This is a genomic window from Renibacterium salmoninarum ATCC 33209, assembly GCF_000018885.1.
In the GTDB taxonomy this organism is placed as follows: Bacteria; Actinomycetota; Actinomycetes; order Actinomycetales; family Micrococcaceae; genus Renibacterium; species Renibacterium salmoninarum.
The window spans coordinates 760,732-785,502 of sequence record NC_010168.1 but is presented as its reverse complement, the minus strand read 5'-3'; the positions used below and the strand labels follow the sequence as shown (position 1 = coordinate 785,502).

General features: G+C 58.0%; 19 protein-coding genes and 3 pseudogenes. 8 read left to right on the top strand and 14 right to left on the bottom strand.

Going from position 1 to position 24,771, the window contains the following annotated elements:
• Window positions 1-34: 34 nt before the first annotated feature.
• Window positions 35-733, bottom strand: coding sequence for a serine hydrolase domain-containing protein (locus RSAL33209_RS19130; protein ID WP_012244358.1), 699 nt, complete (start codon window positions 731-733; stop codon window positions 35-37).
• Between the two features lie 99 nt (window positions 734-832).
• On the bottom strand, window positions 833-3,046 hold the full coding sequence (locus tag RSAL33209_RS19525) for a PhzF family phenazine biosynthesis isomerase (RefSeq protein WP_012244357.1): 2,214 nt from the start codon (window positions 3,044-3,046) through the stop codon (window positions 833-835).
• 202 nt (window positions 3,047-3,248) lie between these two features.
• On the opposite strand from RSAL33209_RS19525, the pseudogene RSAL33209_RS18025 reads away from it, so the two are divergent.
• A pseudogene (locus RSAL33209_RS18025) lies at window positions 3,249-3,982 on the top strand (DUF5937 family protein); the annotation flags it as partial.
• 12 nt (window positions 3,983-3,994) lie between these two features.
• Window positions 3,995-4,336, top strand: a complete 342-nt coding sequence (locus RSAL33209_RS19945) for an ArsR/SmtB family transcription factor (protein ID WP_411740993.1) — start codon at window positions 3,995-3,997, stop codon at window positions 4,334-4,336.
• A gap of 127 nt (window positions 4,337-4,463) precedes the next feature.
• Here the strand turns inward: RSAL33209_RS19945 and RSAL33209_RS03935 are convergent, their stop codons facing one another.
• The 9 genes and pseudogenes from RSAL33209_RS03935 to RSAL33209_RS03900 form a co-directional block, all read right to left on the bottom strand.
• Window positions 4,464-5,147, bottom strand: a complete 684-nt coding sequence (locus tag RSAL33209_RS03935; protein ID WP_012244355.1) for a response regulator — start codon at window positions 5,145-5,147, stop codon at window positions 4,464-4,466.
• Window positions 5,144-7,717: a DUF4118 domain-containing protein gene (locus tag RSAL33209_RS03930; protein WP_041684415.1), complete on the bottom strand. Its 2,574-nt coding sequence runs from the start codon at window positions 7,715-7,717 to the stop codon at window positions 5,144-5,146. The genes RSAL33209_RS03935 and RSAL33209_RS03930 overlap by 4 nt, the downstream gene beginning before the upstream one ends.
• Window positions 7,718-7,858: 141 nt before the next feature.
• The gene (gene kdpC / locus RSAL33209_RS03925) at window positions 7,859-8,455 is read right to left on the bottom strand and encodes a potassium-transporting ATPase subunit KdpC (RefSeq protein ID WP_012244353.1); all 597 of its coding nucleotides are present in this window, start codon (window positions 8,453-8,455) and stop codon (window positions 7,859-7,861) included.
• 1 nt (window position 8,456) lies between these two features.
• Window positions 8,457-10,596, bottom strand: a pseudogene (kdpB, locus tag RSAL33209_RS03920) (potassium-transporting ATPase subunit KdpB).
• 10 nt (window positions 10,597-10,606) lie between these two features.
• Window positions 10,607-12,255, bottom strand: a pseudogene (gene kdpA, locus RSAL33209_RS03915) (potassium-transporting ATPase subunit KdpA).
• A 4-nt stretch (window positions 12,256-12,259) separates the two neighbouring features.
• Complete coding sequence (gene kdpF, locus RSAL33209_RS16875; protein WP_080503756.1) at window positions 12,260-12,364, bottom strand: K(+)-transporting ATPase subunit F; 105 nt, start codon at window positions 12,362-12,364, stop codon at window positions 12,260-12,262.
• Between the two features lie 293 nt (window positions 12,365-12,657).
• On the bottom strand, window positions 12,658-14,400 hold the full coding sequence (locus tag RSAL33209_RS03910; RefSeq protein WP_012244346.1) for a class I mannose-6-phosphate isomerase: 1,743 nt from the start codon (window positions 14,398-14,400) through the stop codon (window positions 12,658-12,660).
• Entirely contained in the window at window positions 14,397-15,326 is a 930-nt protein-coding gene (locus RSAL33209_RS03905) for an ROK family protein (protein ID WP_041684413.1), read from the bottom strand. The genes RSAL33209_RS03910 and RSAL33209_RS03905 overlap by 4 nt, the downstream gene beginning before the upstream one ends.
• Window positions 15,323-16,357, bottom strand: a complete 1,035-nt coding sequence (locus tag RSAL33209_RS03900; RefSeq protein WP_041684411.1) for a LacI family DNA-binding transcriptional regulator — start codon at window positions 16,355-16,357, stop codon at window positions 15,323-15,325. Before RSAL33209_RS03900 ends, RSAL33209_RS03905 begins: the two co-directional genes overlap by 4 nt.
• Window positions 16,358-16,427: 70 nt before the next feature.
• Here RSAL33209_RS03900 and RSAL33209_RS03895 point away from each other — a divergent pair, with 70 nt between their 5' ends.
• From RSAL33209_RS03895 to RSAL33209_RS03880, 6 genes are read left to right on the top strand one after another with little or no spacing between them, the layout of a single operon-like run.
• Window positions 16,428-16,631: a hypothetical protein gene (locus RSAL33209_RS03895; RefSeq protein ID WP_080503755.1), complete on the top strand. Its 204-nt coding sequence runs from the start codon at window positions 16,428-16,430 to the stop codon at window positions 16,629-16,631.
• The gene (locus tag RSAL33209_RS15930) at window positions 16,615-17,028 is read left to right on the top strand and encodes a hypothetical protein (protein WP_049758818.1); all 414 of its coding nucleotides are present in this window, start codon (window positions 16,615-16,617) and stop codon (window positions 17,026-17,028) included. Before RSAL33209_RS03895 ends, RSAL33209_RS15930 begins: the two co-directional genes overlap by 17 nt.
• Window positions 17,000-17,857 carry a hypothetical protein gene (locus RSAL33209_RS17415; protein WP_049758817.1) on the top strand — a complete coding sequence of 286 codons (858 nt, stop codon included), beginning with the start codon at window positions 17,000-17,002 and terminating at the stop codon, window positions 17,855-17,857. The genes RSAL33209_RS15930 and RSAL33209_RS17415 overlap by 29 nt, the downstream gene beginning before the upstream one ends.
• Window positions 17,743-19,560, top strand: a complete 1,818-nt coding sequence (locus tag RSAL33209_RS15920) for a glycoside hydrolase family 38 C-terminal domain-containing protein (protein WP_080503754.1) — start codon at window positions 17,743-17,745, stop codon at window positions 19,558-19,560. Before RSAL33209_RS17415 ends, RSAL33209_RS15920 begins: the two co-directional genes overlap by 115 nt.
• Before the next feature lie 42 nt (window positions 19,561-19,602).
• Complete coding sequence (locus RSAL33209_RS03885; RefSeq protein ID WP_012244341.1) at window positions 19,603-20,820, top strand: amidohydrolase; 1,218 nt, start codon at window positions 19,603-19,605, stop codon at window positions 20,818-20,820.
• On the top strand, window positions 20,817-21,998 hold the full coding sequence (locus RSAL33209_RS03880) for an acyl-CoA dehydrogenase family protein (protein ID WP_012244340.1): 1,182 nt from the start codon (window positions 20,817-20,819) through the stop codon (window positions 21,996-21,998). The genes RSAL33209_RS03885 and RSAL33209_RS03880 overlap by 4 nt, the downstream gene beginning before the upstream one ends.
• Before the next feature lie 74 nt (window positions 21,999-22,072).
• Here RSAL33209_RS03880 and RSAL33209_RS03875 read toward each other — a convergent pair whose 3' ends face one another.
• From RSAL33209_RS03875 to RSAL33209_RS03865, 3 genes are all read right to left on the bottom strand, one after another.
• A complete protein-coding gene (locus tag RSAL33209_RS03875) occupies window positions 22,073-22,810 on the bottom strand; it encodes a S1 family peptidase (RefSeq protein ID WP_049758815.1) in 738 nt (245 codons plus the stop codon).
• A 50-nt stretch (window positions 22,811-22,860) separates the two neighbouring features.
• On the bottom strand, window positions 22,861-23,595 hold the full coding sequence (locus RSAL33209_RS03870) for a S1 family peptidase (RefSeq protein ID WP_041684408.1): 735 nt from the start codon (window positions 23,593-23,595) through the stop codon (window positions 22,861-22,863).
• Between the two features lie 230 nt (window positions 23,596-23,825).
• Window positions 23,826-24,566 (bottom strand): S1 family peptidase, encoded by a 741-nt coding sequence (locus RSAL33209_RS03865; RefSeq protein WP_049758814.1) that lies wholly within the window; start codon window positions 24,564-24,566, stop codon window positions 23,826-23,828.
• Between the last annotated feature and the right edge of the window lie 205 nt (window positions 24,567-24,771).

Genomic DNA, 24,771 nt, shown 5'->3' with positions numbered 1-24,771 from the left:
TTACTGAATCGGCCGTCCGGCTGATCAACAGCGGTCAGGCCATCTGCGTCAGGGTAGTACTGGGTGGCAAGGTCAGCCGCATTGCCGAAAAACCAGTCGAATTCATCTCTAGCGGTCCGGTGATCTTCTCGCGCAGCAACTCCCCCAGCGACTTTTTCGCAGCCCTAGCCACCAACGCTGAAAAAACATCACCGCTGGTGTTGTACATCCAACGCTCACCTGGTTGATGCGCCAACGGCAACGCGGACAACTTCGCCAGATACTCATCCCCGGTCATATCGGGCGGAAAGATGCTGGCACCGATTCCTGCGCTCCGCACTGCCTCGCTCAACGGCGTCGGCTCGAAAATCACGCCGATGCCCATGGTGAAGGTGAAAAGCTGTTGCACCGTGATTGGCCGAACCGCTGGCACGGTGCTGTCTAACGGCCCTGCCGGGTCAATGAGGACTCGTGGTTCGGAGAATTCTGGCAACCATTTTGACACCGGATCGTCAAGAGCTATCAAGCCTTCATCCAACACCAGTGCGCCCAATGCGCCGGCAATTAGCTTGCTCAAGGAGGCAATGCGGAACTGCGTGTTTTCCTGCATTGGCTCGTCGGATCCAAAGGCCTTGAACCCGGCGGCGTGGAATTCAGTCACCCCATTGCGGCGAACGCCAGCTACCGCGCCAGGCATATGACCAGCAGCCACCGCGCTGTCAATCGAGTTCCAGACGGCGTCAAAATCGGACATTTTTGCCTACTTCCCGGACTGTTTACTTTCCGCCTAGTACTTTCCGAGCCATGTAAAAGCCTGAACGGTCTAGAGCGTAGACCTTGGAACCGACTTCGGCTAGAGCTGCGTGGCCGAACCAGTGACCGTAATTCCACCATGCTCTGGGATGTCTACTTCAAGAATACTGGGCCTGCCAACATGTCTGCCCTGCTGGATTTGTACTTGCGTGGGCGTCTGCACCAAGCCAAGGGCGCGCAGATAGGCACCAACCGATGCCGCCGCCGAGCCGGTTGCTGGGTCCTCCGTGATCACTCCCACCGGGAAAAGATTTCGCGCTTCAAACGTCTGCGCGTTGAGCAGACGGAGCACCGTAATAGTGCCTGGCCAACCCTGCTGGTCCATGAGCTGCCGAATCAATGCCGGATCAAATTCAAAACTGTCAAAGATTAGATCTTCCGAAATTACCAGGACTGGATGCGGGTTCCCGGCGTAGGCAATCCGAGGCGGATAGTCTACGCGCAGATCGGCAGCCGTCAGCCCTAGTAGCTCAAGTAGCGTTGCCAATACTTCAGCGGAAATCTCCGTCCCCTTAGGCTCAACGCTGGTGAAGGACGCTGTGATCGAGTCACCGTGCTGCGACGTTTCCAACTTGATCTCGCCCGACTTGGTGTCAAAAAGATAGCTGCCGACGCCGTACCGCTCGGCGAGCGCTACCGCCGTCGCCACCGTTGCATGCCCGCAAAAAGGTACCCCGGCGTAGGGGCTGAAGTACCTGATGCCGACACTGCCTGGTGTGAGCTCCGTTGGTGGCTGAGGTATCTGGGTGACGAATGCTGATTCTGCGTAGCCGAGCTGTTTTGCCATCGCCTGCATTTGATCAGCGGATAACTGGCTTGCGTCCAAGACGACTCCAGCAGGATTGCCTCCGCCAGCACTTGCGGCAAAGGCATTCAACCGCAAGACCTCGACGTCGTAGTTCACAATATTCTCCATTGCTGGCCGCCTTTCTGAGTACCAAGTTCTGCTGTCCTTTGCAACATCGCGGCAATGGCAGATCATTCCCATAGCGCCGTAATCCGCCAGCAGTATTTCGCGCTCGCGTTGCCGCAGCGCTTTGCGAAGCCGGTCGGCCGCTTTGTTGTTAGACGTGTCGTTGCTGCGAACTGCCAATCCCACGCTGCGAAGTTGCGCGTCACACGGTGCCAAGAAATAGATCAACACTGCACCAACAAGAGTGCCGGCAATCAAAACCAGCCAAAGCCAGCCCGTTCCGATGCCAATTAATACCGTGATGATAAATGGCGCTACGGCTTTGCCGAAGCCGGCCGAAAGCTGCCAGCGAGCCAAGGCTCGGCCCAGCAGGTGCGGCGGAGCGACGTCAATAACCAATGCGGAATTGACCCCGGTATACATAATTTCACCCAAGGTGTAGAGCACAGAGACCGCAGCCAAACCGGCCGCGCCAGCATTTCCGCCCAATGACCCGGCCGCAAAGAATCCCAGATACGAAACACTCAAGACCAAACCAGCCAGGGCGAAAACCGTTTTTCGTTGGCGCCTGGCCATCCAAATCACTACGGGCAGCTGCAGCACAATCACTAGCACGGTATTTCCCACAAAAATCCCAGACGCCCAGGACGCCGAGGCAAGTAATTGGGTCACCAAAATCGCTGGCAACGCGACCTCTAGGATGTCGAAGCACAAAGCGTAGGGAAGATTTGCCACATTCAGGAGGTTTAATTGCCGCATTGCCGGCTTGTCTGCCTCGTCCAAAGGACCCAAATGCCGACGGCGCGAGCTGGCTGCCAGATCGACGGCCGGGATTGCTACGGTCGAGATCAACAAAAGCGAAATCAGATACGCCACTCCGGTTGCCGCCGCGAGCCACTGCATACCCAGTCCGCCAGCGGCCGCTGCCACGGTTGCGAGCAGGGCCCCAGCACCTAGCCCAGCATTGCCCAATGAACGAATCGAAGCGAGCACCGCATCCCGTTCAAAACCACGGCTCAAGCTGCTCACCACGGCCCCCTGTGTCACTGGACCCGCTTGATTGCCAATGCCCTGCAACACACAAGTAATCACAAAACCAGCCGGGCCCGGGATGAGCAACAAAGATGCCATGCCCAGCGCTCTAATGAGCAGGGTCGCCATCATCGGCCGAGTTCTAGCGCCGGTGTCCACCCAGCGCCCAGCCCGCGGCACAACCGCAAGACCCACAATAAAGCCGGCAGATCGCGCCAGCCCGGCGACTTCAATCGACAGTTGGCTGATGCCCGCCGCGTAAAGCAAGAGGAATGGTCGCAATAGACCGCTGCCAAGTGCGGACCCCAAAATCGCGACGGCGTAGCGCCAGCCGCGCGCAGCAACCCTAACGGAGACAACTTGGCTGATTCTGGCTTGGAAACTGGTGCCATGGGGCTGGTTTAGGTTTGCATGAGATCAACCATCGTGTTGGCAGCAGTACAAAGCACATGGATTAGCAAAAGTTGTCAATTGACGTGCTTATCGGTTGCAGCGGGACCAGAATGATCACATGAGCGTAACCATCGACGTCGCCGGCGTCGCCAATGAAGGCTTCCTCTTCGCCCCCTCACCGTTGGCCGAACTCGGATCAGCCCTACATTTGTTAGTAGAACCGGCTCACCATGCCCCGCAACAGGATTGGATTCGGCGCAGCATTGAGCTGATCGAACCGGATCTGATGGATCGGATGCTGACTGCCGATTTCTTATGGCGAACGTCGCGAGCGGACATGCTCTTGCCCTCGAATCCCGGCGCATCGCTAGCTGATGAACTCGATGCGTTGGACTGCTTGAGCGATGAAACGTGGGTCAATGCGGCCCTGATCACCAGCAGCAGCGGGGTGGTTCCCTTGCTAGAAAACTTGAAGTCGCCGCTGGTAGATGAAAATGCCAGGAGGATCGCTCGGGAGCGGGCAACCGTTCGCGGTCAGCGACAACTCGAATTTGTCGATTTTGTGCTCGCGAACCCCGCAGCCGTTCTGCCTTGGGTGCGTCAATTGCTGGAAGATTGCGAAGCGTCTTTTTCGCCGATGCCTGGCAACAAGTGGTGGGCAGCCTGCATCAAGACGCTCGGCATAAGCATGATCTTCTGGTCAACAACGGACTATCTAGTGCGCTCGGAGCTATTTCGGACGCTGTGACACTGGACAGTTCGGGCCAACGCATTGTGGTGGATAAGCTGCAAGACAAAGGCACTTCGGCGGTCGGCAAAGGGGTGACATTTTTACCTAGCGCCTTCGGACACCCGCATTTATTGGTGGTGCACGCACCCGGTTGGCGGCCGGTCATTCAATACCCGGCAGAAGGGCTAGCAAGTCCTAACGCCAAAGGTCTCGATTCGCTCCAAGACAAAATCCACGCCCTAGATCACCCCGTGCGGCTCCGCCTTATCCGCAGCTTACTGCGCAGTCCGCTAACCACCATTGAGCTGGCCGAAACCTGGCGGCTCAGTGCACCGGAGGTTTCCCGGCAATTGGCAGTTCTGAAAGATGCCGGTTTGGTGTTCACAAAGCGGGAAGGCCGTTACGTAAAATATCAGGTTGATGTGCTGGTCACTGCCCGGTTAGGCTCCGATATTATCGACGCGCTGCTCCGCTAGCAACCAGGCAAACTGGCAACCAGGCAGGCATCGGCTTTCGGATGCATTTTCAGCTTTGGGTTGGCCCACCAACACGTTAGAAGACCAACCTAAAGCTGAAAATGCATCCGGGGCGACTCAGAACGGGCTACGGCTCGAAGCGATACCCCATACCGGCTTCGGCGATCAGGTGCCGCGGGTTAGCCGGGTCCGGCTCCAACTTTCGTCGCAGCTGACCCATGTAGACCCTGAGGTATTGAGTTTCTTTTGCATAGGCCGGTCCCCAAACCTGAGTGAGCAGTTGTTGTTGAGACACCAATCGACCGGAGTTTCGCGCCAATAATTCCAGAATCGACCACTCGGTCGGCGTCAGCCGCACCCGTTGGCCAGCACGAAGCACTTTCTTCGCCTGCAAATCCACCACAAAATCTTCGGTCGCCACGGTTGGTGAGGCACCGGCGTCGGTATCCTGTTCTGCCCGACGCTGCGCGGCCCGCAGGCGGGCCAAGAATTCGTCCAAGCCAAAGGGCTTGGTCACATAGTCGTCTGCACCGGCGTCCAGCGCTGCTACCTTTTCCTCGGAAGCATGCCGAGCAGAAAGCACAATAATCGGCACCGCGGTCCAACCACGAAGCCCAGCGATCACCTCAAGCCCATCAATATCCGGCAAGCCAAAATCAAGGACGACGACGTCCGGCGGGTGCGCGGCGGCGCTGGCCAAGGCATCAGTGCCATTTGCGGAGGTGTGCACCGTGTACCCGTGTGCATGCAGGTTGATTTGCAGTGCACGCAGGATCTGCGGTTCATCATCTACTACGAGCACGGTGGTCATTTGACGCTTCTTTCTACCTGAGTGGCCCTGACGGCCTCTGCTGCGCCGGAACTCAACGGTAACCGCATCACCATGGTGAGTCCGCCACCGGGGGTTTGTTCCGCCGTCAGCACACCGCCCATTGCCTCGGTAAATCCTTTGGCCACCGCTAGCCCTAAGCCGACGCCGGAACCGTCCGGCACGTCGTCGAGCCTTTGAAATGGCCGGAACATTGCCACCACATCTTTGGCTGCGACGCCGCGGCCATGGTCCACAATTCGTAATTCACTTGCCGGCTGCCCGGCAATTGTCGGTGTGCCGGAAACCGTTCCGAGCAATACCAAATCCGAGTTTGGCGCATACTTCAGCGCGTTCTCCACCACATTGGCAATTACCCGCTCCAACATGCCCGGATCCGCTTCTATGGCAGGCATATTGGCCGGCAGCTCAAGCCGAAGTTGCTCTTCAGGCAAGCCTTGCAGCGCGGCGTCGATCGCATCGGTCCAGCGAACCGGCCCCAGCAACGGGTTAACCGCATCGGAGGAAATTCGGGACATATCCAGTAAGTTGCCCACTAAGGCATCTAAACGATCTGCCGAGGTCTCGACCGATGCCAGCAGCTCAGCTTCATCCTCGGGCGGAAAGCGCACCCCGTCTTGACGCAAGCTACTCACGGAAAGTTTAATCGCGGCAAGTGGCGTGCGCAGATCGTGCGAAACAGCTCGCAAAATTGAGGTGCGCATGGTGTTGCCCTCGGCCAAACGAACATTATCGCGCCGGCTCGCGTCGAGCTGAATGCGCTGCCGTAACGCCAATAGATGCGCACCAAAGGCCGCAAGTAGGCGTCGGTCAGAGACGTTCAGCACCCGACCGTTCAACGCCAGAACTAGCTCGTTTTGGACCTCTTCGATGTTGTCTGAAGTTTCCGGATTGTCCGGCGGGTTCAAGCCGGAAGCTGCTTCGAAGCGCCAGACCGGGGTGCTGGTGGTCATCGGGTCCTTGAGCAGTAAACTCACCGAATCAACACGAAAAGCCTCGCGCCCTTGGTCCAAAAACGTCTGTAATGAGTCCTCACCCGCTACCGCACCGCGCGCAAGTTCGCTTAGCGTGGCAGCTTCTGCACCTGCCCGCAAGGCATCCCTGGTCCGCCTAGTAGCCAAGTCAACCACTACCGCGACCACGGCTGAAACGATCAAGAAAATAATGAGCGCCAAAAGGTTTTCTGGATCGGCAATGGTCAGTGTGCCTATCGGGGCAGCAGTGAAGAAATTCAGCAGTAGCGAGCTAAAAACCGCGGCTAATAGCGCGGGCCACAGTCCGCCGATCACGGCCACCACGACGCAACCGGTCAGCTGGATCAATGTTTCGGTGGTGAAACTATCCGGCACCCATTGCACTAAGGCCCATTCGAGGATCACCGGAATCACAATCGCCAGCGCGAAGCCAAGCATCAACCGACGTCGGCCTAGCGCACCGGCTTTGCGGAAGACAACGCCTCGTCCGCCCAGTGGGTGCGAGACCATATGCACGTCAATATCGCCCGAGCCGCGTACCACTTTGCTGCCTACGCCAGCACCCCGGACCAGCCTGGCGAGCGGCCGACGTCGAGAAGTTCCCACCACCAGCTGGGTCGCGTTGACTCTGCGCGCAAAGTCAAGCAATGCCTGTGCTTGGTCTTCGCCAGTGACGCTGTGATAGCTGCCGCCTAGATCCTTGAGCAGCTGTCGCTGTGTCTCAAGTTCGCGCGGCGACTCCGCCAGCACGCCGTCGGACGCTCTGACATGCACGCCCAACAATTCACCGCCGGAAACTCTGGCCAGAATCCGGGCCGCCCGCCGAATGAGCACTTCGCCCTCCGGCCCACCCGTGAGCCCGACTACTACCCGCTCTCTGGTGGGCCAGCTCGCTTCAATGCTGTGGTCAGCTCGGTAGGCGGAGAGCCCATCTTCAACTTGATCAGCGAGCCAAAGCAAAGCGAGTTCGCGCAGCGCTGAGAGATTGCCCATCCGGAAATAGCTGGCCAGGGCAGCGTCAACTTTGTCCGCCGAATAAATGTTGCCAGCGCTGAGTCGCTGACGAAGCAGTTCCGGCGAGATGTCGATGAGTTCGATCTGATCTGCGCGACGAACAATGTCGTCGGGGACGGTTTCACCCTGTTTTGTTTCAGTAATCTGGCTCACGACGTCGCCAAGCGAAGCTAAGTGTTGAATGTTCAGTGTGGAGATGACGTCAATTCCGGCGTCCAAAAGCAGCTCGACGTCTTCCCAACGTTTCCTGGAAGCTTTGGTTCCGTGCTCGCTCACCACGGTGTGCGCATACTCGTCCACTAAGGCCAGCTGCGGAGCTCGCTCTAATACGGCGTCGACGTCCATTTCTTCGAAGTGTGAACCTCGGTACTCGACTTGTTTGGTGGGGATAACTTCTAGCCCGGCCAACAATGCCTGGGTGTCTTTCCTGCCGTGGTGCAATGCGATGGCGACCACGGTATCCACGCCTTGGCCAATCTTGAGATGGGCCTCTTCGAGCATCGCGAAAGTCTTGCCCACTCCCGGTGCCGCGCCGAGAAGAATCCGCAGTGTGCCTCTTGCCATGATCCCATCTTCACCTATTCCCGCCTTTTCCGCCGTCGTTATGCCCCGCCACCCTCCGTCGAGTGTCGAGTTGTGGCTGGTTTGAACGGTGCAAATTAGCCACAACTCGACACTCGACGGGGAGGGGCGAAAGGACGTGGGCTATTTTTTGACGGCTGCGGCTAGGTCGATGTTCAGTTTTGTCACGTTGACTGATTGCTGACCGAGTAATGATTCCAGCTCAGAAGTCGTGTTCTTGCTGACCAAATCTTGCAAGGCAGTCTCCGAAAGCCCGGTCTTGTCAGCAATTCGCGGAATCTGTAATTGTGCATAAGCCAGCGAAATCTGCGGATCGAGCCCGGAACCGGAAGCGGTTAGCGCATCCATCGGCACCTTCGATTCCGAAACGTTCTCATCCTCGGCAATTTGCGCGCGCAATGTCTCAATTGATTCGGCCAATTTCGGATCGTTTGGACCCAAGTTGCTAGCTCTGGACGACGCCGGGTCCCAATTCACTGCTGAAGGCCGCGGGTGAAACCATTCCGGCCCTAAACCATCTTTTGGCGACTGGGCGATCAACGAGCTCGCCGCTTGTTGGCCATTGACCGAGACGATGGAACCGTTTGCTTGATTGGGGAATGCCAGTTGGCCAATCCCCCAAACCACAGCCGGATAGCCCAATCCCAGGACCACCGTGGCAGCAATTAACAGCCGAAATGCGGTACCGAATTGGCGCAAATAAGAGGTGAAGGTATTCATATTAATTCAGCCCCGGAATGAGTGAGATGAGCAGATCGATGATTTTGATGCCAATAAACGGTGCGCAAGCCGCCGACGCCGTAAATCAGCAGGTTCCGAGCCAGCGCTTGGCCAGCGGTCACCGCGCGGTACTTGACGCCTTTCAAGGCCAGCGGCACCAAGATGATGATCAAAGCATTGAAAATCACTGCGGAAAGAATCGCCGAGTTCGGGGAGGACAGGCCCATGATGTTCAGCAGGCCCAGCCCAGGGAACGCGGCGGCAAACAAAGCCGGCACAATCGCAAAGTACTTGGCCACATCATTTTCCACCGAGAAGGTTGTCAGCGAACCACGAGTGATGAGCAGCTGCTTACCAATGCCAACGATGTCGATCAACTTAGTTGGATCCGAATCCAAGTCCACCATATTGGCTGCCTCTTTGGCAGCCGGAGTACCGGAGTTCATTGCCACGCCGACGTCGGCCGCCGCGAGGGCATGGGCATCATTCGTGCCGTCCCCCGTCATTGCCACCAAGTGCCCGGCTTCTTGCTCACGCTTGATCACCGCGAGCTTGTCCTCCGGAGTCGCCTCAGCCACAAAGTCGTCAACGCCAGCTTCGGCAGCAATTGCCGCAGCAGTCACCTTATTGTCGCCGGTGATCATGATGGTCCGAATGCCCATGGTGCGTAGCTGTTCGAAGCGTTCGCGCATGCCGCATTTTACCACATCAGCCAGTTCAATGACGCCCAGCGCCTTGCCATTATCCGCCACAATCAGCGGCGTGCCGCCAGATTCAGCGATCCGCTGCACTTGCGCCGCAGCAGCTTCGGGCAGTTTATTGCCAGCTTCGGCAACGTACCGTTCGACGGCGGAGGCGGCGCCCTTGCGGATCTCGCGGCGGTTTCCGTCTTCCACCAAATCGAGACCACTCATCCGGGTACTCGCAGTGAATTCAACCGCCAGCAAGTCCAAGCTACCCACCCTGGCCCGCGACTCTAGGAATTCCAGCGTTGGCTCGTTGACGCCACGTTGTGCGGCCAGCTCAACGATCGAGCGACCTTCCGGAGTCTCATCGGCAAGCGAGGAGAGCCGTACTGCGCTCACCAGCTCTTCGGCACTCACACCCGGTACGGGGTAGAAACCCACGGCCCGACGATTACCAAAGGTAATGGTGTCGGTCTTATCAAGCAGCAAAGTATCCACGTCACCAGCGGTTTCTACCGCACGGCCCGAGGTAGCCAACACATTGTGCTGCACCAAACGATCCATTCCAGCGATGCCAATGGCTGGCACCAGGGCGCCAATCGTGGTGGGAATGAGACAAACCAGCAACGCGACCAAAATGATCGGTGATGGCACAGCGTTGGCCAGCGAAGCCATCGGTGCCAGTGCCATCACCACGATCACAAACACGATGGTCAATGAAACCAGCAACACATTCAGCGCGATTTAATTCGGCGTCTTTTGCCGGGTTGTGCCCTCGACCAACCGGATCATCCGGTCGATGAAGGTTTGGCCGGGAGAGGCGGTGATCTTGATCAGGATCTGGTCGGAGAGCACCTTCGTACCGCCGGTGACCGAGCTACGGTCGCCACCGGATTCGCGGATAACTGGTGCGGATTCACCAGTGATCGTGGACTCGTCCACACTGGCCACCCCAGCGATAATCTCGCCGTCTGACGGGATAGTGTCCCCAGCAGAACAGACGACGACGTCGCCCACGGTCAGGTCGGTCGCTGCCACCTGCACGAACTCGGCTCGCGCCAAGTCGGCCATTGTGGCCGGAGCCCGACCGGCTTCAAGTTTAACTTGCCGCGCCATCACAGACGTTCGGCCAGCACGCAAACTCGCGGCCTGCGCCTTTCCGCGGCCTTCGGCAATCGCTTCTGACAAGGTGCCAAAGAGCACTGTGAGCCAAAGCCAGATGGTCACCGCGATACTAAAATCACTGGGTGCCAGCACCGCAACTACGGTACATACCGCAGCGCCGAGCAGCACCGTGAACATCACCGGTGAGTGCACCATTTGGCGCAGTGACAGCTTCTTGAATGCCAGCGGTAACGCCGATTTCACGGCGCTTGCTGAAAGTTTCGCAGGTGCCTTCACACGATGAGGAGCAGCAGATTCAGACGCTTCTGCTGGGGTAAGAGTTGTTGTCATTTCACAGTTTTCATTTCACTAGGCCTTCGGCAAGCGGGCCCAAAGCGAGGGCCGGGAAGTAGGTCAAAGCGGTGAGCACCACGGAGATACCCAGCAAGAGCGTGGCGAAAAGCGGCCCATGGGTTGGCGCGGTTCCGGAGGACGCCGGCACCACTTTTTGCTTTGCTAAGGAGCCGGCGAGCGCCAGTACCAGGACGATCGGAATGAATCGCCCCAAAAACATTGCTAGGCCTAACAGCGTGGCAAAGTAAGGCCCGGAACTGGTAATGCCACCGAAGGCGGAACCATTGTTATTGGCCGCCGAGGTGAAGGCGTACAGCACTTCGGAGAACTGGTGCGGACCGCTAGCCGGCGCATTCGCCAGCTGATCTGGAATCAGCATGGTGATACCGGTGAATACCAGCACCAGAGTTGGCGTCACCAGAATGTACATCGCGGCAAGTTTCATCTGCTTTGGCAGTGATTTTTTTGCCCATGAACTCCGGCGTACGGCCAACCATGAGCCCGGCGATAAAAACCGAGATGATGGCCAGTACGAGCATGCCGTAAAGCCCAGATCCCACACCGCCAGGTGCAATTTCGCCCAGCATCATGTTCAGCAGCGCCATGCCGCCAGCTAGTGGCGGCAAGGAATCATGCGCAACGTCAACCGCGCCGGTGGAAGTCAGCGTAGTTGCTGAGGCGAAAAGTGAACTGGCTGCCGGGCCAAACCGCTGTTCGAAGCCCTCACCCAGGGAGCCCAAAGCGCTGGCCGCCGCCATCGCCCAGGCCATCAGCCCGGTGCTGATCGCCCAAAGGCCGCCCATCACAGTCAAGATCGTGTAGCCCTGGCGTTACTGCCCGACCATCCGACCGTAGGTATACGGCAGGGAGAACGGGATGACCAGGATCAGGAAGACCGAGAAAAGATTGGAATAGGCGTTCGGATTCTCAAACGGGTGCGCTGAGTTGGCGTTGAAGTAGCCACCACCGTTTGTGCCCAGCAGCTTGATTGCCTCTTGTGAGGCGACCGGGCCACCGGGGATTTGCTGTTGCACGCCAAGGGCCGCGTTAGTTACCGAGGTACCGCTGAAGTTCTGCACAATTCCAGTGGCGATGAAGACTATCGCGCCAATAATGGCAATTGGTAGCAAGATTCGGAATGCCGCCCGGGACAGGTCAACCCAGAAGTTGCCAATTTCATCGGTCTTACTGCGCTTGATCCCCCGAACAAGCGCAATCGCCACGACAATACCAACAGCGTCTGATAGGAAATTCTGCACCGCTAGCAGCAGCATCTGGACCAGGATGCCAACCGTAGTTTCCGGTGCATAGGTTTGCCAGTTGGTGTTGGTGACAAAGGAAATTGCGGTATTCATGGCAACCCATGGGTCTACCGGATCGCCTTGACCCGCACCCCATCCTTGCAACCGCTGCAAGAGAAAGACAAATGAGGATGCCGACCACGGAAAAGGCGAGCACGCTGCGTAGGTAAGTTGACCACTTCTGGTCCGTACCGGCGTCGACCCCTGCGATCCGGTAAAAGATCCGTTCTGGCAGATAGTTCTTTTTGCTCTCAAAAACCCTGGCCATATAAAGACCCAAGGGCTTGTGCGTCACGGCGAGCAGCAGCAACAGGATTGCCGCTTGAGTCAGAAAAGATGCGAGTGAAAAGGTCATCGGGCTACCACTTCTCCGGTCGAATCAGGGCAGCAATGAGGTAACCACACAGAGCTAATCCAAGGATTGCTAGTGGCACCCAAACAAACAATGCGGATACGGCGGGCATTAGAGCTTGGCCACCCCTTTCGCCAGCCACATCACGGCGGCGGCAGCAGCAAGGAAAATCACGACGACGATTACGTCAGACATGTCCTGTCCTTTCACGGAAAACGTGCGCCGCCCAATGGGGCGGCAGTTCTATGCAACGCCTTGTTTCCGCGATAAGACCCGGTCTTTACAAGACCTTTACGCTTCGCTGTGAACCCTTTACGCAATCCTTATCGCGTGCAAGCCTCCAAGGTCTTTCGGTGCCTCGAACCCATGCCTTTACCGTCGCACAGCAACCATCTTTATTAGGTACTAGTGGGCTGATCTGATAGCGCCCCACGACCGCTGGCACAATGAACGTCTCCGCATAATGCACCTCAAACGGTGCAAGGCCCCACTAGGGCTTTCCACCAAGGCCGACTCGCCCTCAACCAGATTCAGCACGTGCACAGTCCCCCGAGTGTCGTGCTGTACGGGGGCGCTGAACCAATGACGAACTACCTCAATAAATTCCAGTTCCGCCAGGCCAGTCCTTTCAGCTGCCCAGCCAGCACCAGAACCCACAGCTTGGACCTGGTTGACCAAATGTTGCTGAGTCCACTCCGAGCGCCGATCCCACTGCAGATTGGCCAATGCGTGGTCCAGGTGGATCGGATGGGGAAGCCCGTCCAGGCCAAGGCGGCCCCAATCCCACATTTTGAAGGTGAAGATGTACGGGGTCGCAGAAATCTCAAGCACCATTGAACCGGCGCCGGAGCAGTGCACCGTGCCGGCCGGAATCGAAAAATGGTCGTGTTTGCGAGCCGGAAAAGTATTCACATGTTTTGCCGCGGGAAACTCCGCTTCCCCGGCTTGAGCCGCGCGCAAATCGGTAGCCATAGCCGCCGGGATACTGGAGTCGGTTAGGCCCAAATAGACGACGGCGTCCGGTTCCGCGTCGAGCAAGTAGTAACTTTCATCCTGGGTATATCTCATACCGAAACGGGAATTGATGTACTCCGTGAGCGGATGCACTTGAAGGGAAAGATTGCCACCGCCCATAGTGTCCAGCATGTCGAAGCGGATCGGGAACTCGGCACCAAAGCGGCTGCGCGTCAGCGCCCCCAATAGTTCACTGGGATGTTGCAAAACCAGATTCTGGGCCGGAATTTCGATCTTCGCCACCGCGCCATCCAGGCTGTGCACTTCCAAAAGCAGGCTGTTTTCCTCGGGCACACAGTCAAAGCACCAGGCATAGTTTTCAGCATCTGAAGCTAGACCAAAGGTGTCTTTCATCCATTGGCCGCCCCAAACTCCCGGGTCAAAAAATGGCACCACTCGGAAGGGCCGATGCACTGCTGCCTGCAACCCTGCTCGCAGGGCGGCTCCGCTGGTCAATAACGCATTACTTACACCACGCACGGTATCTAGTAGGAAATCAGCGGCCGGTATCACTGTTTCGTTTTTGTGCCGATCGGCAATGCGCCATTCAATGAAATAGCCGCGCTTGAATTTCTTGAGATTGTCCGGCTCCGCAGCCGCCCGCCAATTGCTCGCACCCCGACGCTGTCGCTGTTGAATTTCCCAACGGGGCAGATCGGCTAGAACTAGCACCGCCGCGGCATCGGCACACAGCGCCGCGCCCCAACCAACGACGACGGTTGGTCGAACCCGACTGGCCAGCTTGCTTTGGAGTTGCGTCAGTGCGGACCTTAGGTACACGGATTCGATACTGAAATGGCCCATCACGCCGAAGACACGATCATCGGTCAGAAAGGGCGCAAAGCGCTCAGCGAGCTCATGTTCCGAGCGGGCTGCGGAACTTTCAAGGTCAATGACTTCGTACTCCGGCAGCTGTGCGGAACCCCAGGGCAACAGCTCATCGAGCTCAACGCCAGGGTAGCTATCGATGATAAGCAGCGGCTGCATGTCGTTAGCGCTAGAGGTACTAGTACTTAGCGCCTTGGCCCGCGCGGCAGCATCGAGTGCCTTAGCAATCTCGGCACCATCGGCCACGAGATGCTCACCGGGCACCCGGATCGAAGGGAATCTGTCGTAATTTGGGACTCGGCTCATGCTATTTTCAACTCCGCTAGGACATTTAGGCCGCGTAGCACCGAAAATTCTGGCTGCTTCGCAACTCGGATCTCAGGCATTTTCAGGCTGGGCCACAACCGCGGCGCAATCTGTTCCTGAAGCGCTGGCAGAATTCGATCAGCAGCCCGCAACATGCCACCACTGACGACCAGAACCGCTGGATCAAAACTCTGAATCAGTCCGACCGCGGCCAGCGCCCATGCCGATACCAGCCGGTCCCAATAGCGCCCGGCCAGCAGATCGCCGTCGTCCATGAGCTGGAGCAAACTAATCAAGTCAAGTGGCGCTGCCGGATGCGGCCAGGACGCTAAATCCCAGCCACTTCCTGCCGATTCGGCGCAGCCGTACGAACCGCAACGGCAAGGCTCACCCCGAGCGTCAACGGGCAGATGACCGCCCAGCACCCCGGCATGGCCCGAACTGCCTTGAAGCACCACGCCGTCGAGCATCACCGCGGCGCCAATCCCCGTGCCAAGAACCAATAACGCAGCGTCCTTTTCGCCGCGGAGTGCGCCATATTCCAGCTCACCGACAAGTGCGGCACGGGAATCCAACTCGATCGCGACCGGAGCGCAAAATTGCTGTTCGGCCCAATCTCGCAGGCTAAAATTCGCGGCAAAGTCGTACTTTCCAGCGGCGCTAAGTAACAGCCCGCTGTTTCGTTCGACGATGCCGGGCAGCGCCATTCCGAGGGCGGCAACCCGGTCCAGCTGCACGCTGCGGAGCAAATCATCGGCAAGCTTAGCGACCACAGTGAGTTCGGCGATTTCGCGCACCGCACCAATTTCAGTGCTGGCCAATAGCTCGCCATTGCGCGCGAGGGCCACTTTGATCGTGGTGCCGCCAAAGTCGAGACAAAGCACCGACCAAGCTAATGCGGCGCTGACCGTTTCCGAGCTGCTCATGGTTTTCCAAACCATTTCAGGGACACCGGCACCTCATCTGCACCAGCTTCAGGTGAAGGCTGCTCGGAGGCTTCCGGCTTAGTCGGCGCCAACGCTTCGAAGAGTTTCACCGCGGAGCGCCGGCCCAATTCACGGCCATCGTGCTCAGCCAATAGCAATGGCACTGGGCTCAACTCGGCCAAAGCGAGGGCATCGAAGCCACCAAGCATCCGCGGCGCTCGGCCGGCGTTTTTCTGCTCGGCATTTCGATGGATCGCCAGTAAAGCCGCGGAAGTGAATACGTTGTTTGCACAAAACAAGGCCTGCGGCGGCTCCGGCGATGCCATCAGAGCTTGCAGGGCCGCAATCGTTTCTTCGATCGGCTGAGCTGCGTTGCCGTCAAGCAATTGATGCTCGGCGCGCGCGACTAGACCGCGCTCAGCCAACGCTTGCAGGTATCCGCTGTGCCGGCGTCGGCCCGTAAACATTGAGGTTGAGCCGACAAAGCCAACGCTGCGGCAACCCGCGTCGATCAGTCCAGTGACCACCTGGCGAGCGCCGCCGACGTCGTCAACCAAAACAGCGCTTTCGTTCCCGCCCGCCCGAGTTCGCGACGCTAATACCCGTGGCGCCGAAAGCGGCCCAGGGCTTGGCGCTTGATCGGTGGGAACCAAGATCAACCCTTCAACTTGGCGGCCTTCAAAATCTGCGAGCAGTTGCTTTTCCCGTTCCGGCTCACCCCGGCTACTGCCGAGCAAAATCCTTCTACCGTGCTCATTGGCCACGCTTTCGGCCCCTAGGACGAAATCCGCATAGTAGGCATTGGCGATATTTGTGATGGCAATGCCGATCAGGCCGGAGCTCTGGCCCGGGCGCAGCGCTCTAGCTTGCTCATTCCGGCGATAGCCCAGTTGTTCCGCGGCTGCAAGCACTTTCTGGGCGGCCGCTGGACTCACGGTAGCACTGCCAGAAATCACCCGAGAGGCGGTCATCGGGCTCACGCCAGCGAGCGTGGCAACCGATTTGATCGTGGGGCTTGTCTTTCTGTTCACGAATGGTAACGTTACCACAAAGTCAATCGGACACAGCTTAGTTTTCATCGAACGCTCCAGGGAGATCTACATGCGCGCTCACGCTTTGGTCGCGGACCAGGTTTGGGACATCTCAACCCAACGACAGAAAATTGTCGAACTTTCGACCACGGCAACGGTGACAATCGCCGGCCGCGCGCTTGGTGTCATCTGTGAGCCAATGCTGCGCACCGACGACGGCGTACTCCGCCAGTCCGTTCGGTTGCAGTGGTTGGACATTGCCCGAGGGCAATGACACGAACCAGTTCGACGACGCATACGACACCTTCAGCGACTCGGCCGTGGCGACTTTGCCGAACACTCGCGTAATAATCAGCGGCGAAGAACTAACCCCGCGCTGGGCTGCTGCACCAGAAGGCTCCTGGCGAGTCTTGGTACCTGCCGTCACCGCAAGTGCTGAGGCCGAGCTCAGATTCGATCTCGACGGCGTTCCGGTCACTATTCCCTTCACTTTGGTACCGCAGCGCCGCTGGTCAGTGCACCTAATCCACCATTCGCATTACGACATTGGCTACACCGATCCACAACACATCGTCCGGGCAAACCACCTGGAATACCTGGATTCGGTATTGGCACAGATGCGCGCCACCGACGACCTGCCCGATGAGGCGAAGTTTCGCTGGAACGAATGAGGCGCTGTACGCCGTCGAAGCTTGGTTGGCGCACCGCACGCCCGAACAAGCGGAAGAGCTGATCCGCCGCGTCAAAGAAGGCCGGCTGGGGTTTTCCGCAATGCCGTTCAACCTGCACACCGAAGCCTGTTCTACTGACGAATTGCATGAACTGCTCCGCCCAGCTTCGCAGCTCCGAAGCAAGTACGGCCTGAAAATCGAAGCTGCAATGCAAACCGATGTACCCGGCCACGTCGTCGGATTCCCGGACGCACTGGGCGCCAATGGCGTCAAGTACCTTTCCGTGGCGCATAACTGGGCGGGTCGATCACACCCGAACGGATTTGGCGAGCTCAAGGTGCCCCGGATCTTCCGCTGGTTGGGCCCAGCAGGAAATTCCGTCCTGGTGTGGCGCACTGACAGCCCGCACGGTGGTTCCTATATGGAAGGCAACACGGTTGGTCTGAGTGAAAACCTGATGGCGGCCTCGGATGTGCTGCCTTGCTACCTGAGCAACCTCGCAACAAAGCCATTTCCCTTGGTGGCCGAGACTGTTTTTGGGTGGCTGCCGGAAGTGGCTGAAGCGGAAAAGCTCCGTACCCGCTGGATGTCTTACATTTGCGACTTCAGGGCCGCTGGGCGGACAACGCTCCGCCGAACGGGCGGATCAGTGAGCTGGTTACGGCTTGGAACGACGCTTGGGATTACCCGAAAATCCGGCTGTCCACCAATGAAATGTTCTTCGAAGAAGTTCAAGAACGTCACGGCGAGCAGATCGAAGATATTGCCGGTGACTGGAATGACTGGTGGGGCCACGGCATCGGTTCCGCGGCCTCGGAAATGGCGCTAAGCCGCCAAGCGCAGAGCCAGCTCGCGCAGGCACACACGCTCACAAGCTTTGGTCAACTCCTTGGCGCTGAGGCCAACCAGACTGCCACGGTCAATACCGAGCGCGGCTATCGGCAGCTCGCGCTCTGGGATGAGCACACTTGGGGCGCTGCCGATTCGTGGCTGCACAAGGATCACGGCCCATCAGCCGGGGAACGCCAGTGGCATTGGAAAGCCGCCCGAGCCTATGAAGCGCTTGACGAATCCCAGCTCGCCCTGGCGCAGTCACGCGAAATCCTTGCGGCACAACTGGACCCCGCGGATCCATTGGAGTTCACGGTATTCAATACGGCGAACCAAAACCGCAATGGCGTAGTCGATTTTTTCCTCTCGGACAGCGTCCTCCCAGTGCAACTGCCCCTTGCGGTGCGTGACCTCCGCGATGAGAATTTGCTCCCCGTCGAATACCTCGTAGAGCAAGAAAACTTTAGGTCCTTAGGCCGTACTGTCCGCGTTGCGCTGCAAAATATCCCGGCCCTCGGCAGCGTCTCGATCCGGGTGGAACCGGCACAAAATTCCCCGGCTACGCCAGTTGAAATTCAACACTCCGACGGCGCAAACCCGTACCTGCTAGCTAACGAATTCTTTGCAGTGCGGATCGATGCTCGCGCCGGAACCGTGAGCTCGATATTCGATAAGCGCGCGGAAAAAGAGCTGGTCAATCAGGATGCCGTATTCGGCTTCAACGGATATGTCTACGACACCTATGCCAGTGCTGGCGCACAGAATCACAATAGCTCCAAACAATACGAAACACCCGGAAAGCTCACCTTGCTCGCCGGCCGCTCAATCAGCACTGCTGCCGCACTGATTACCTCCAGCTCGGAAGCGCTGGGCCGCCACCTCACCGTCCGTTCGATTGCACCAGGGGCCAACTGGGTTGAAAGCACCTACACGCTTCCGCACGGCGCGGCTCGATTGGAAATCCGCAATCGGGTCTCTAAGGAATCGACTTACACCAAAGAAAGCGCCTTCTTTGCCTTCCCCTTTGCCATCGAAAACGCGCGCGTTTTGCTTGAAAGTGCTGGCGGCCTCGCCGAGCCCGGCGCCGCATCGATTCCCGGTAGCGCCGAATATATGCACGGAATCCGGCATTGGGCGAGAATCCAGGGCGCAGAGTGCTCGATCGGTTGGGCTACTGCGGAGGCGCCACTCGTCGAAGTTGGCACCATCAGCCTGCCCTATATCCCGTTCCCGAACTCGCTCCCCGTTACCGAGCCCGGCACTATCTACTCATGGATCCATAACAATATCTGGGACACCAATTTCCCAGTGCAACAAGCCTTCGAAATGGATTTCCGCTACTGCATCAGTGCTGGTGAACCGCTCAGCACGGTAGCGGCTCTGCATGCAGCAGCCGACTTTGCCCAGCCCTTGATTGCGCTGCCCGGCAAGGCCGCCGCTACCTCGGCAGAGCTGCTCACAATTGAAAGCGAGCAGGTCCAACTCATTGACGTCCTGCCCGGGAATGGTTCGGTTGTTGCCCGGCTACTGTGGAGCAATCCAGATGGTGGCAGCTGCGAAATCGGCCTACCTGGCCTGGTATCCGCCTTCCGGACCAACTTCCTAGGCGAGCGATTGGCTGAGTTGGAGGTGCTGGCGGGCAAAGCCCGAATTAGTTCATCCGGTGCGGGCGTTCTCGCGGTGGAGTTGCGGACGGAGTAGGTTGGGAGAACATCTGCAAAGTGCCAACCAGAGAGGTCCATCGTGCCCACGAAGCCCACCAAGTCCAGTTCAACTCTTGCGATTTTTAATGCGCATATCGTCCCGGTCACCGGAGAAGCGTTCGACGGCGGCGTGATCGTCAAAGCGGGAAAGATTACCGACATTGGCCTTTCTCTGAAAGCACCGCGCGGTGCCGAAGTCATTGATGCGGAGGGGCAGTGGCTGGTGCCCGGTTTCATCGACGCGCATACCCATTTGGGCGTGCACGAAGAGGCTGAAGGCGCGATGGGCAATGACACCAACGAGATGACCGACCCGATCATGGCCGCGGTCCGGGCCTTAGACGCCATCAACCCGCGTGAAATGGGTTTTGGTGATGCCTTGGCCGGCGGCATCACCACGGTCAATGTGAATCCTGGCTCCGGAAACCCGGTGGGTGGTTTGGCAGTCGCGCTGCACACACACGGCGGCTATGTAGACGAGATGGTGCTGCGTAGCCCTAGTGGCTTGAAAGCAGCCTTGGGTGAGAATCCCAAGCGGGTCTACGGGGAAAAGAAGCAGACGCCGTCCACCCGCTTGGGCGCCGCACTGGTTATCCGTAAGGCCTTTCAAGAAGCTCGCGACTATTTGGATACTCCGGCCAAGGACCGCAAAGGTAAGGATTTGAAGCTCGAAGCACTCGGCATGGTGCTACGTCGCGAAATCCCTTGGCGCCAGCACGCGCACCGTGCCGATGACATTGCCACTGCAGTGCGCATCGCCGAAGAATTTGGCTACGAGCTGGTTATTGATCACGGCACCGAGGCTCATTTGCTGGCACCGATGCTCGCGGAAAAGAAGATTCCGGTGCTGATTGGGCCACTGTTCACCTCGCGCTCCAAGATGGAACTGCGTAACCGCTCACTGGCTAATCCTGGCAAACTTGCGGCGGCCGGCGTCGAAATTTCCATCATCACTGATCATCCCGTGGTGCCGATTCATTTCTTGGTGCACCAAGCAACGCTGGCCATCAAAGAAGGCCTGGACCGGGACACCGCGCTACGTTCAATCACGATCAACCCGGCGAAAGTACTAGGCCTGGCGGACCGAATTGGCTCGCTGGAAACGGGCAAGGACGCCGATTTTGTGCTCTGGAGCGGCGATCCGCTGGACGTGATGCAGCGCGCGCAGCAAGTCTTCATTGCTGGTAAGTCCGTGTATCACTATGATGCGGAGACTCGGCAAGGCGTGGTGGCTTCGCGCGAAATGACCGGTCTGTGAGCGAGAATATTCGCGGCAAGCACGATGTGCTGAATCTCGATGCGCTACTCAGCGACGCCGAGCTGGCTCAACGCGATAAGGTCCGCGAATTTACCGATCGTCGGATTAAACCGAACATTGCGCGCTGGTTCGATAACGCCCATTTTCCGCTTGAACTGGTGCCCGAGCTTGGTGCCCTAGGCGTCCTGGGTATGCACTTAGACGGCTACGGTTGCGCGGGCGCCTCCGCCGTCGAATACGGCCTGACTGCCATGGAAATCGAGGCAGGCGACTCCGGCATCCGAACCTTCGTCTCGGTCCAGGGTTCACTCGCCATGACCGCAATCCATAAATGGGGAAGTGAAGCGCAGAAGGAAAAGTATCTGCAGCCAATGGCTCGTGGTGAGCTGATTGGCTGCTTCGCTTTGACCGAGCCGGAGGCCGGTAGCGATCCCGGCGCAATGCGCACGACGGCGGTACGCACCGCTGAGGGGTGGCGGCTCAATGGCGCAAAACGCTGGATTGGGCTGGCCTCAATAGCCGACGTCGCGATTATCTGGGCTGCGGTGCCAGAGGAGGGCGTACGAGGCTTTTTGGTACCGACTTCGACCCCGGGATTTAGCGCGGAACCAATCACTGGCAAGCTTTCAATGCGGGCCTCTATCCAATGCGATGTCCAGTTCAACGAGGTCGAGCTGCCTGAAGACGCAATCTTGCCGTTGGCCAAAGGCCTCCGCGGGCCGTTCTCGTGTTTGAACGAAGCCCGGTACGGCATCATGTGGGGCTCGATGGGTGCGGCACGAGATGCTTTCGAGGTGGCCTTGGCGTACGCGGCCGAGCGGCAACCATTTGGTTCGCCGCTCGGCTCCTACCAGTTGACTCAAGCAAAGCTGGTGGACATGATGCTCGAGTTGCAAAAAGGCCAGCTACTCGCGCTACACACTGGCAGGCTCAAAGATGCAGGCACATTGCGACCGGAACAGATCTCAGTAGGCAAACTCAATAATGTCCGCGAGGCATTGGAGATTTGCCACCAAGCACGGAGCATTCTGGGCGGCAACGGCATCACGCTGGATTACTCGCCTTTGCGGCATGCCAACAATTTAGAATCTGTACGCACCTATGAGGGCACAGACGAGGTGCATACACTCATCTTGGGCCAATACCTCACTTGTTATTCGGCGTTCCACTCGGCTTAAACCACGCTGCCTAGCAGTTGCCAGCACAAACGCGTTGTGGCTTGGCAACTGCTACGCAGTCGGGATTACTGGAATCAGATACCGGTAGTGTTCTGGATCCAGTCGCGAGCGTCACTCACGCTCGCGTAGTTGCTCTTGCCGGTGGTGCTTGCACCAGGCCCGGAATCAACCGTGGAGGCAACGCCAACGATCTTGTTACCAATGATCAGCGGGCCACCGGAATCGCCGTGGTTTGCGCCGCCGTTAATGCCTTGAAGATGGATCGCGGGGCCACCAGCGGTGTCGCTGCTGGCGCCGGGTACCCTCATCTTGGCTTGGTACAGACCATCTGAGTTAACGCTGTTAGCCCGACGTCCGTAACCCATGATGAGTGCAGCATCGTTGGTGTTGATCTGGTACCCATCAGTCATCGTCGGGTACGCGCTCAGCTCTTTGGCCTGAGACAAGTGCACAAGTGCGTCGTCGTTGTCTGGCTGAGAGTAGAAGTCGTCAACCGCAATACCGACGCCACGATCGCTCGTGCTATTGGAGAAGTACACCTTCATGCCGGTATCGCCCTTGACGCAGTGTCCTGCGGTCAGGATCCACTCGGACGAAATGGCTTCGCCGGTGCAGCCAAAGCTGCCAGATTCGCCGGGCTGCTGGAAGATCAGTTGAACAGCCCACGGGGTGGGAGCCGACTTGGTGCCGCCAACAATATCCGGGCTAGCGCTACCGCTACCCACTGGAGCTGCAGTAGCCGCACCCGCGCCAACAAGAGCCAATGAAGCGGCCGCGGCACCAATGAGAACAGATTTAAGAACCTTTTTCATGATATTCCCTTTATCTTGAAAAACTTGGTGGGAAGAAACCAACGCTTGGACTAGACGCCCGCGGTGTCAGAGATCCACTGACGTGAATCGGTCAGGTTTGCGTAGTTGCTGCCTGCATGGATGTCAGCACCCGGATCGCTGCTGTCACCAGTGGAGCAAACGCCAACAATCTGGTTGCCAATGAGTAAGGGGCCGCCGGAATCGCCGTGGTTGGATGCGCCATTGACGCCCTTGATGTGCACTGCAGTGCCGTTGTACGCGTCAGTGCTGGAACCAAGAACCTGAACATTTGCCTGGTACAGGCCGTCAGACTGGGCAGCATTTGCGCGTCGTCCGTAACCCATCACGATGCCCTTATCACCAGCATTTGCGGAGTAGCTGTCTGCAACCGTCGGGTAGGAACCGAGGTTCTTGGACTGGGAAAGGTGAACCAGCGCAACGTCACCGTTGTCCGAACCAACCCAGTTGTCAGCCTTGATTGCGGTGCCCCGGTTGGTGGTGCTGTTGCTGTAGTAAACGTTCATCGAAGAGGTCCTGTCAATGCAGTGCTGAGCGGTCAAGATCCACTCGGACGAGATGGCTTCACCGGTGCAGCCGTAGGTGTTGCCGTTCTGCACGAAGATCAGCTGAACTTCCCACGGCGTGGCCGCAGACTTAGTACCGCCAACAATATCCGGGCTAGCAGCACCGCCGCCCACTGGAGCAGCCGAGGCAACACCGGTGCCGAGGAACGCCATCGAAGCTGCAGCAGCACCGACCAAAACTGACTTGATTACCTTGTTCATGAGAATCCTTTTTTGTTTGTTCAGATAGTTGATAAAAAGGCACAGCAATTAGAGTGCGATATGTAATGACCGCGTGAAATTTTGGAAAATTGTCAAGCTGAATGAAATGGCTCAACCGTCGTACCAAGAAACGAATGGTTTCAGATCAATATTGGCGGGAGCTCACTCCTGGTGCCGTTGGTTGGCCTTGCTTTTTCAGTAAGGCCAACCAACGTGTTACTTCTAAAGGATCAGACGCCCGAGGTGGACTTGATCCAGCTACGCGAAGCCGTGAGGTTCGCATAGCTACTGCCTGCGTGGATGTCAGCACCCGGATCGCTGCTGTCGCCAGTGGAGCAAACGCCAACGATCTTGCCACCAATGATCAAGGGGCCGCCGGAATCGCTGTGGTTAGCAGCGCCATCGCCACCCTTGATGTGTACTGCGGTGCCGTTGTAGGCATCTCTGCTAGCGCCTAGGACGCTAACGTTGGCCTGGTACAAGCCGTCCGGGCGAACCTGGTTTGCACGCAATCCGTAGCCCATGATCTTGCCCGCGTCACCGGACTTGGCGGTGTAGCTGTCAGCCAGTGCGGGGTAAGAACCAAGGTCCTTCGAGGCGGACAGGTGCACCAGGGCAACGTCGCCCTTGCCCGAAGTCGTCCACTTATCCGCCTTGATCGCGGTTCCGCGGTTTGCGGTGCTGTTGCTGTTGCTGTAGTAGACGTTCATCGAAGAGATGCCGTCGATGCAGTGATTGGCAGTCAGGATGTAATCCTTGGAAATTGCCTCACCGGTGCAGCCATAGCTGCTACCGTTCTGGACGAATACCAGCTGTACGGCCCACGGAGTTGCAGGAGCCTTGGTGCCACCCACAATGTCGGGGGTGGCACTGCCGTTGCCGACCGGAGCGGCTGATGCTACGCCCGTGCCGAGGAATGCCATCGATGCTGCAGCAGCCCCAACCAGGACTGACTTGAAGATCTTGTTCATTCTTATCCTTGACTTAGTCATTTTTTGGATGATCAGTTCCGGCAAACCTCTTTGTTGGCCGGAAGGTTTTCCAACACGAGAAAGCAACAAGCGTTAACTCTTGCCCCACGGCTTGAACGCTACCCCGTAATTTCATGACCAGAAACGATTTTCAGGTAACTCAAAACCAATAAGGATGGGCTACGCAGTCAAGCCCTCTCAGGCT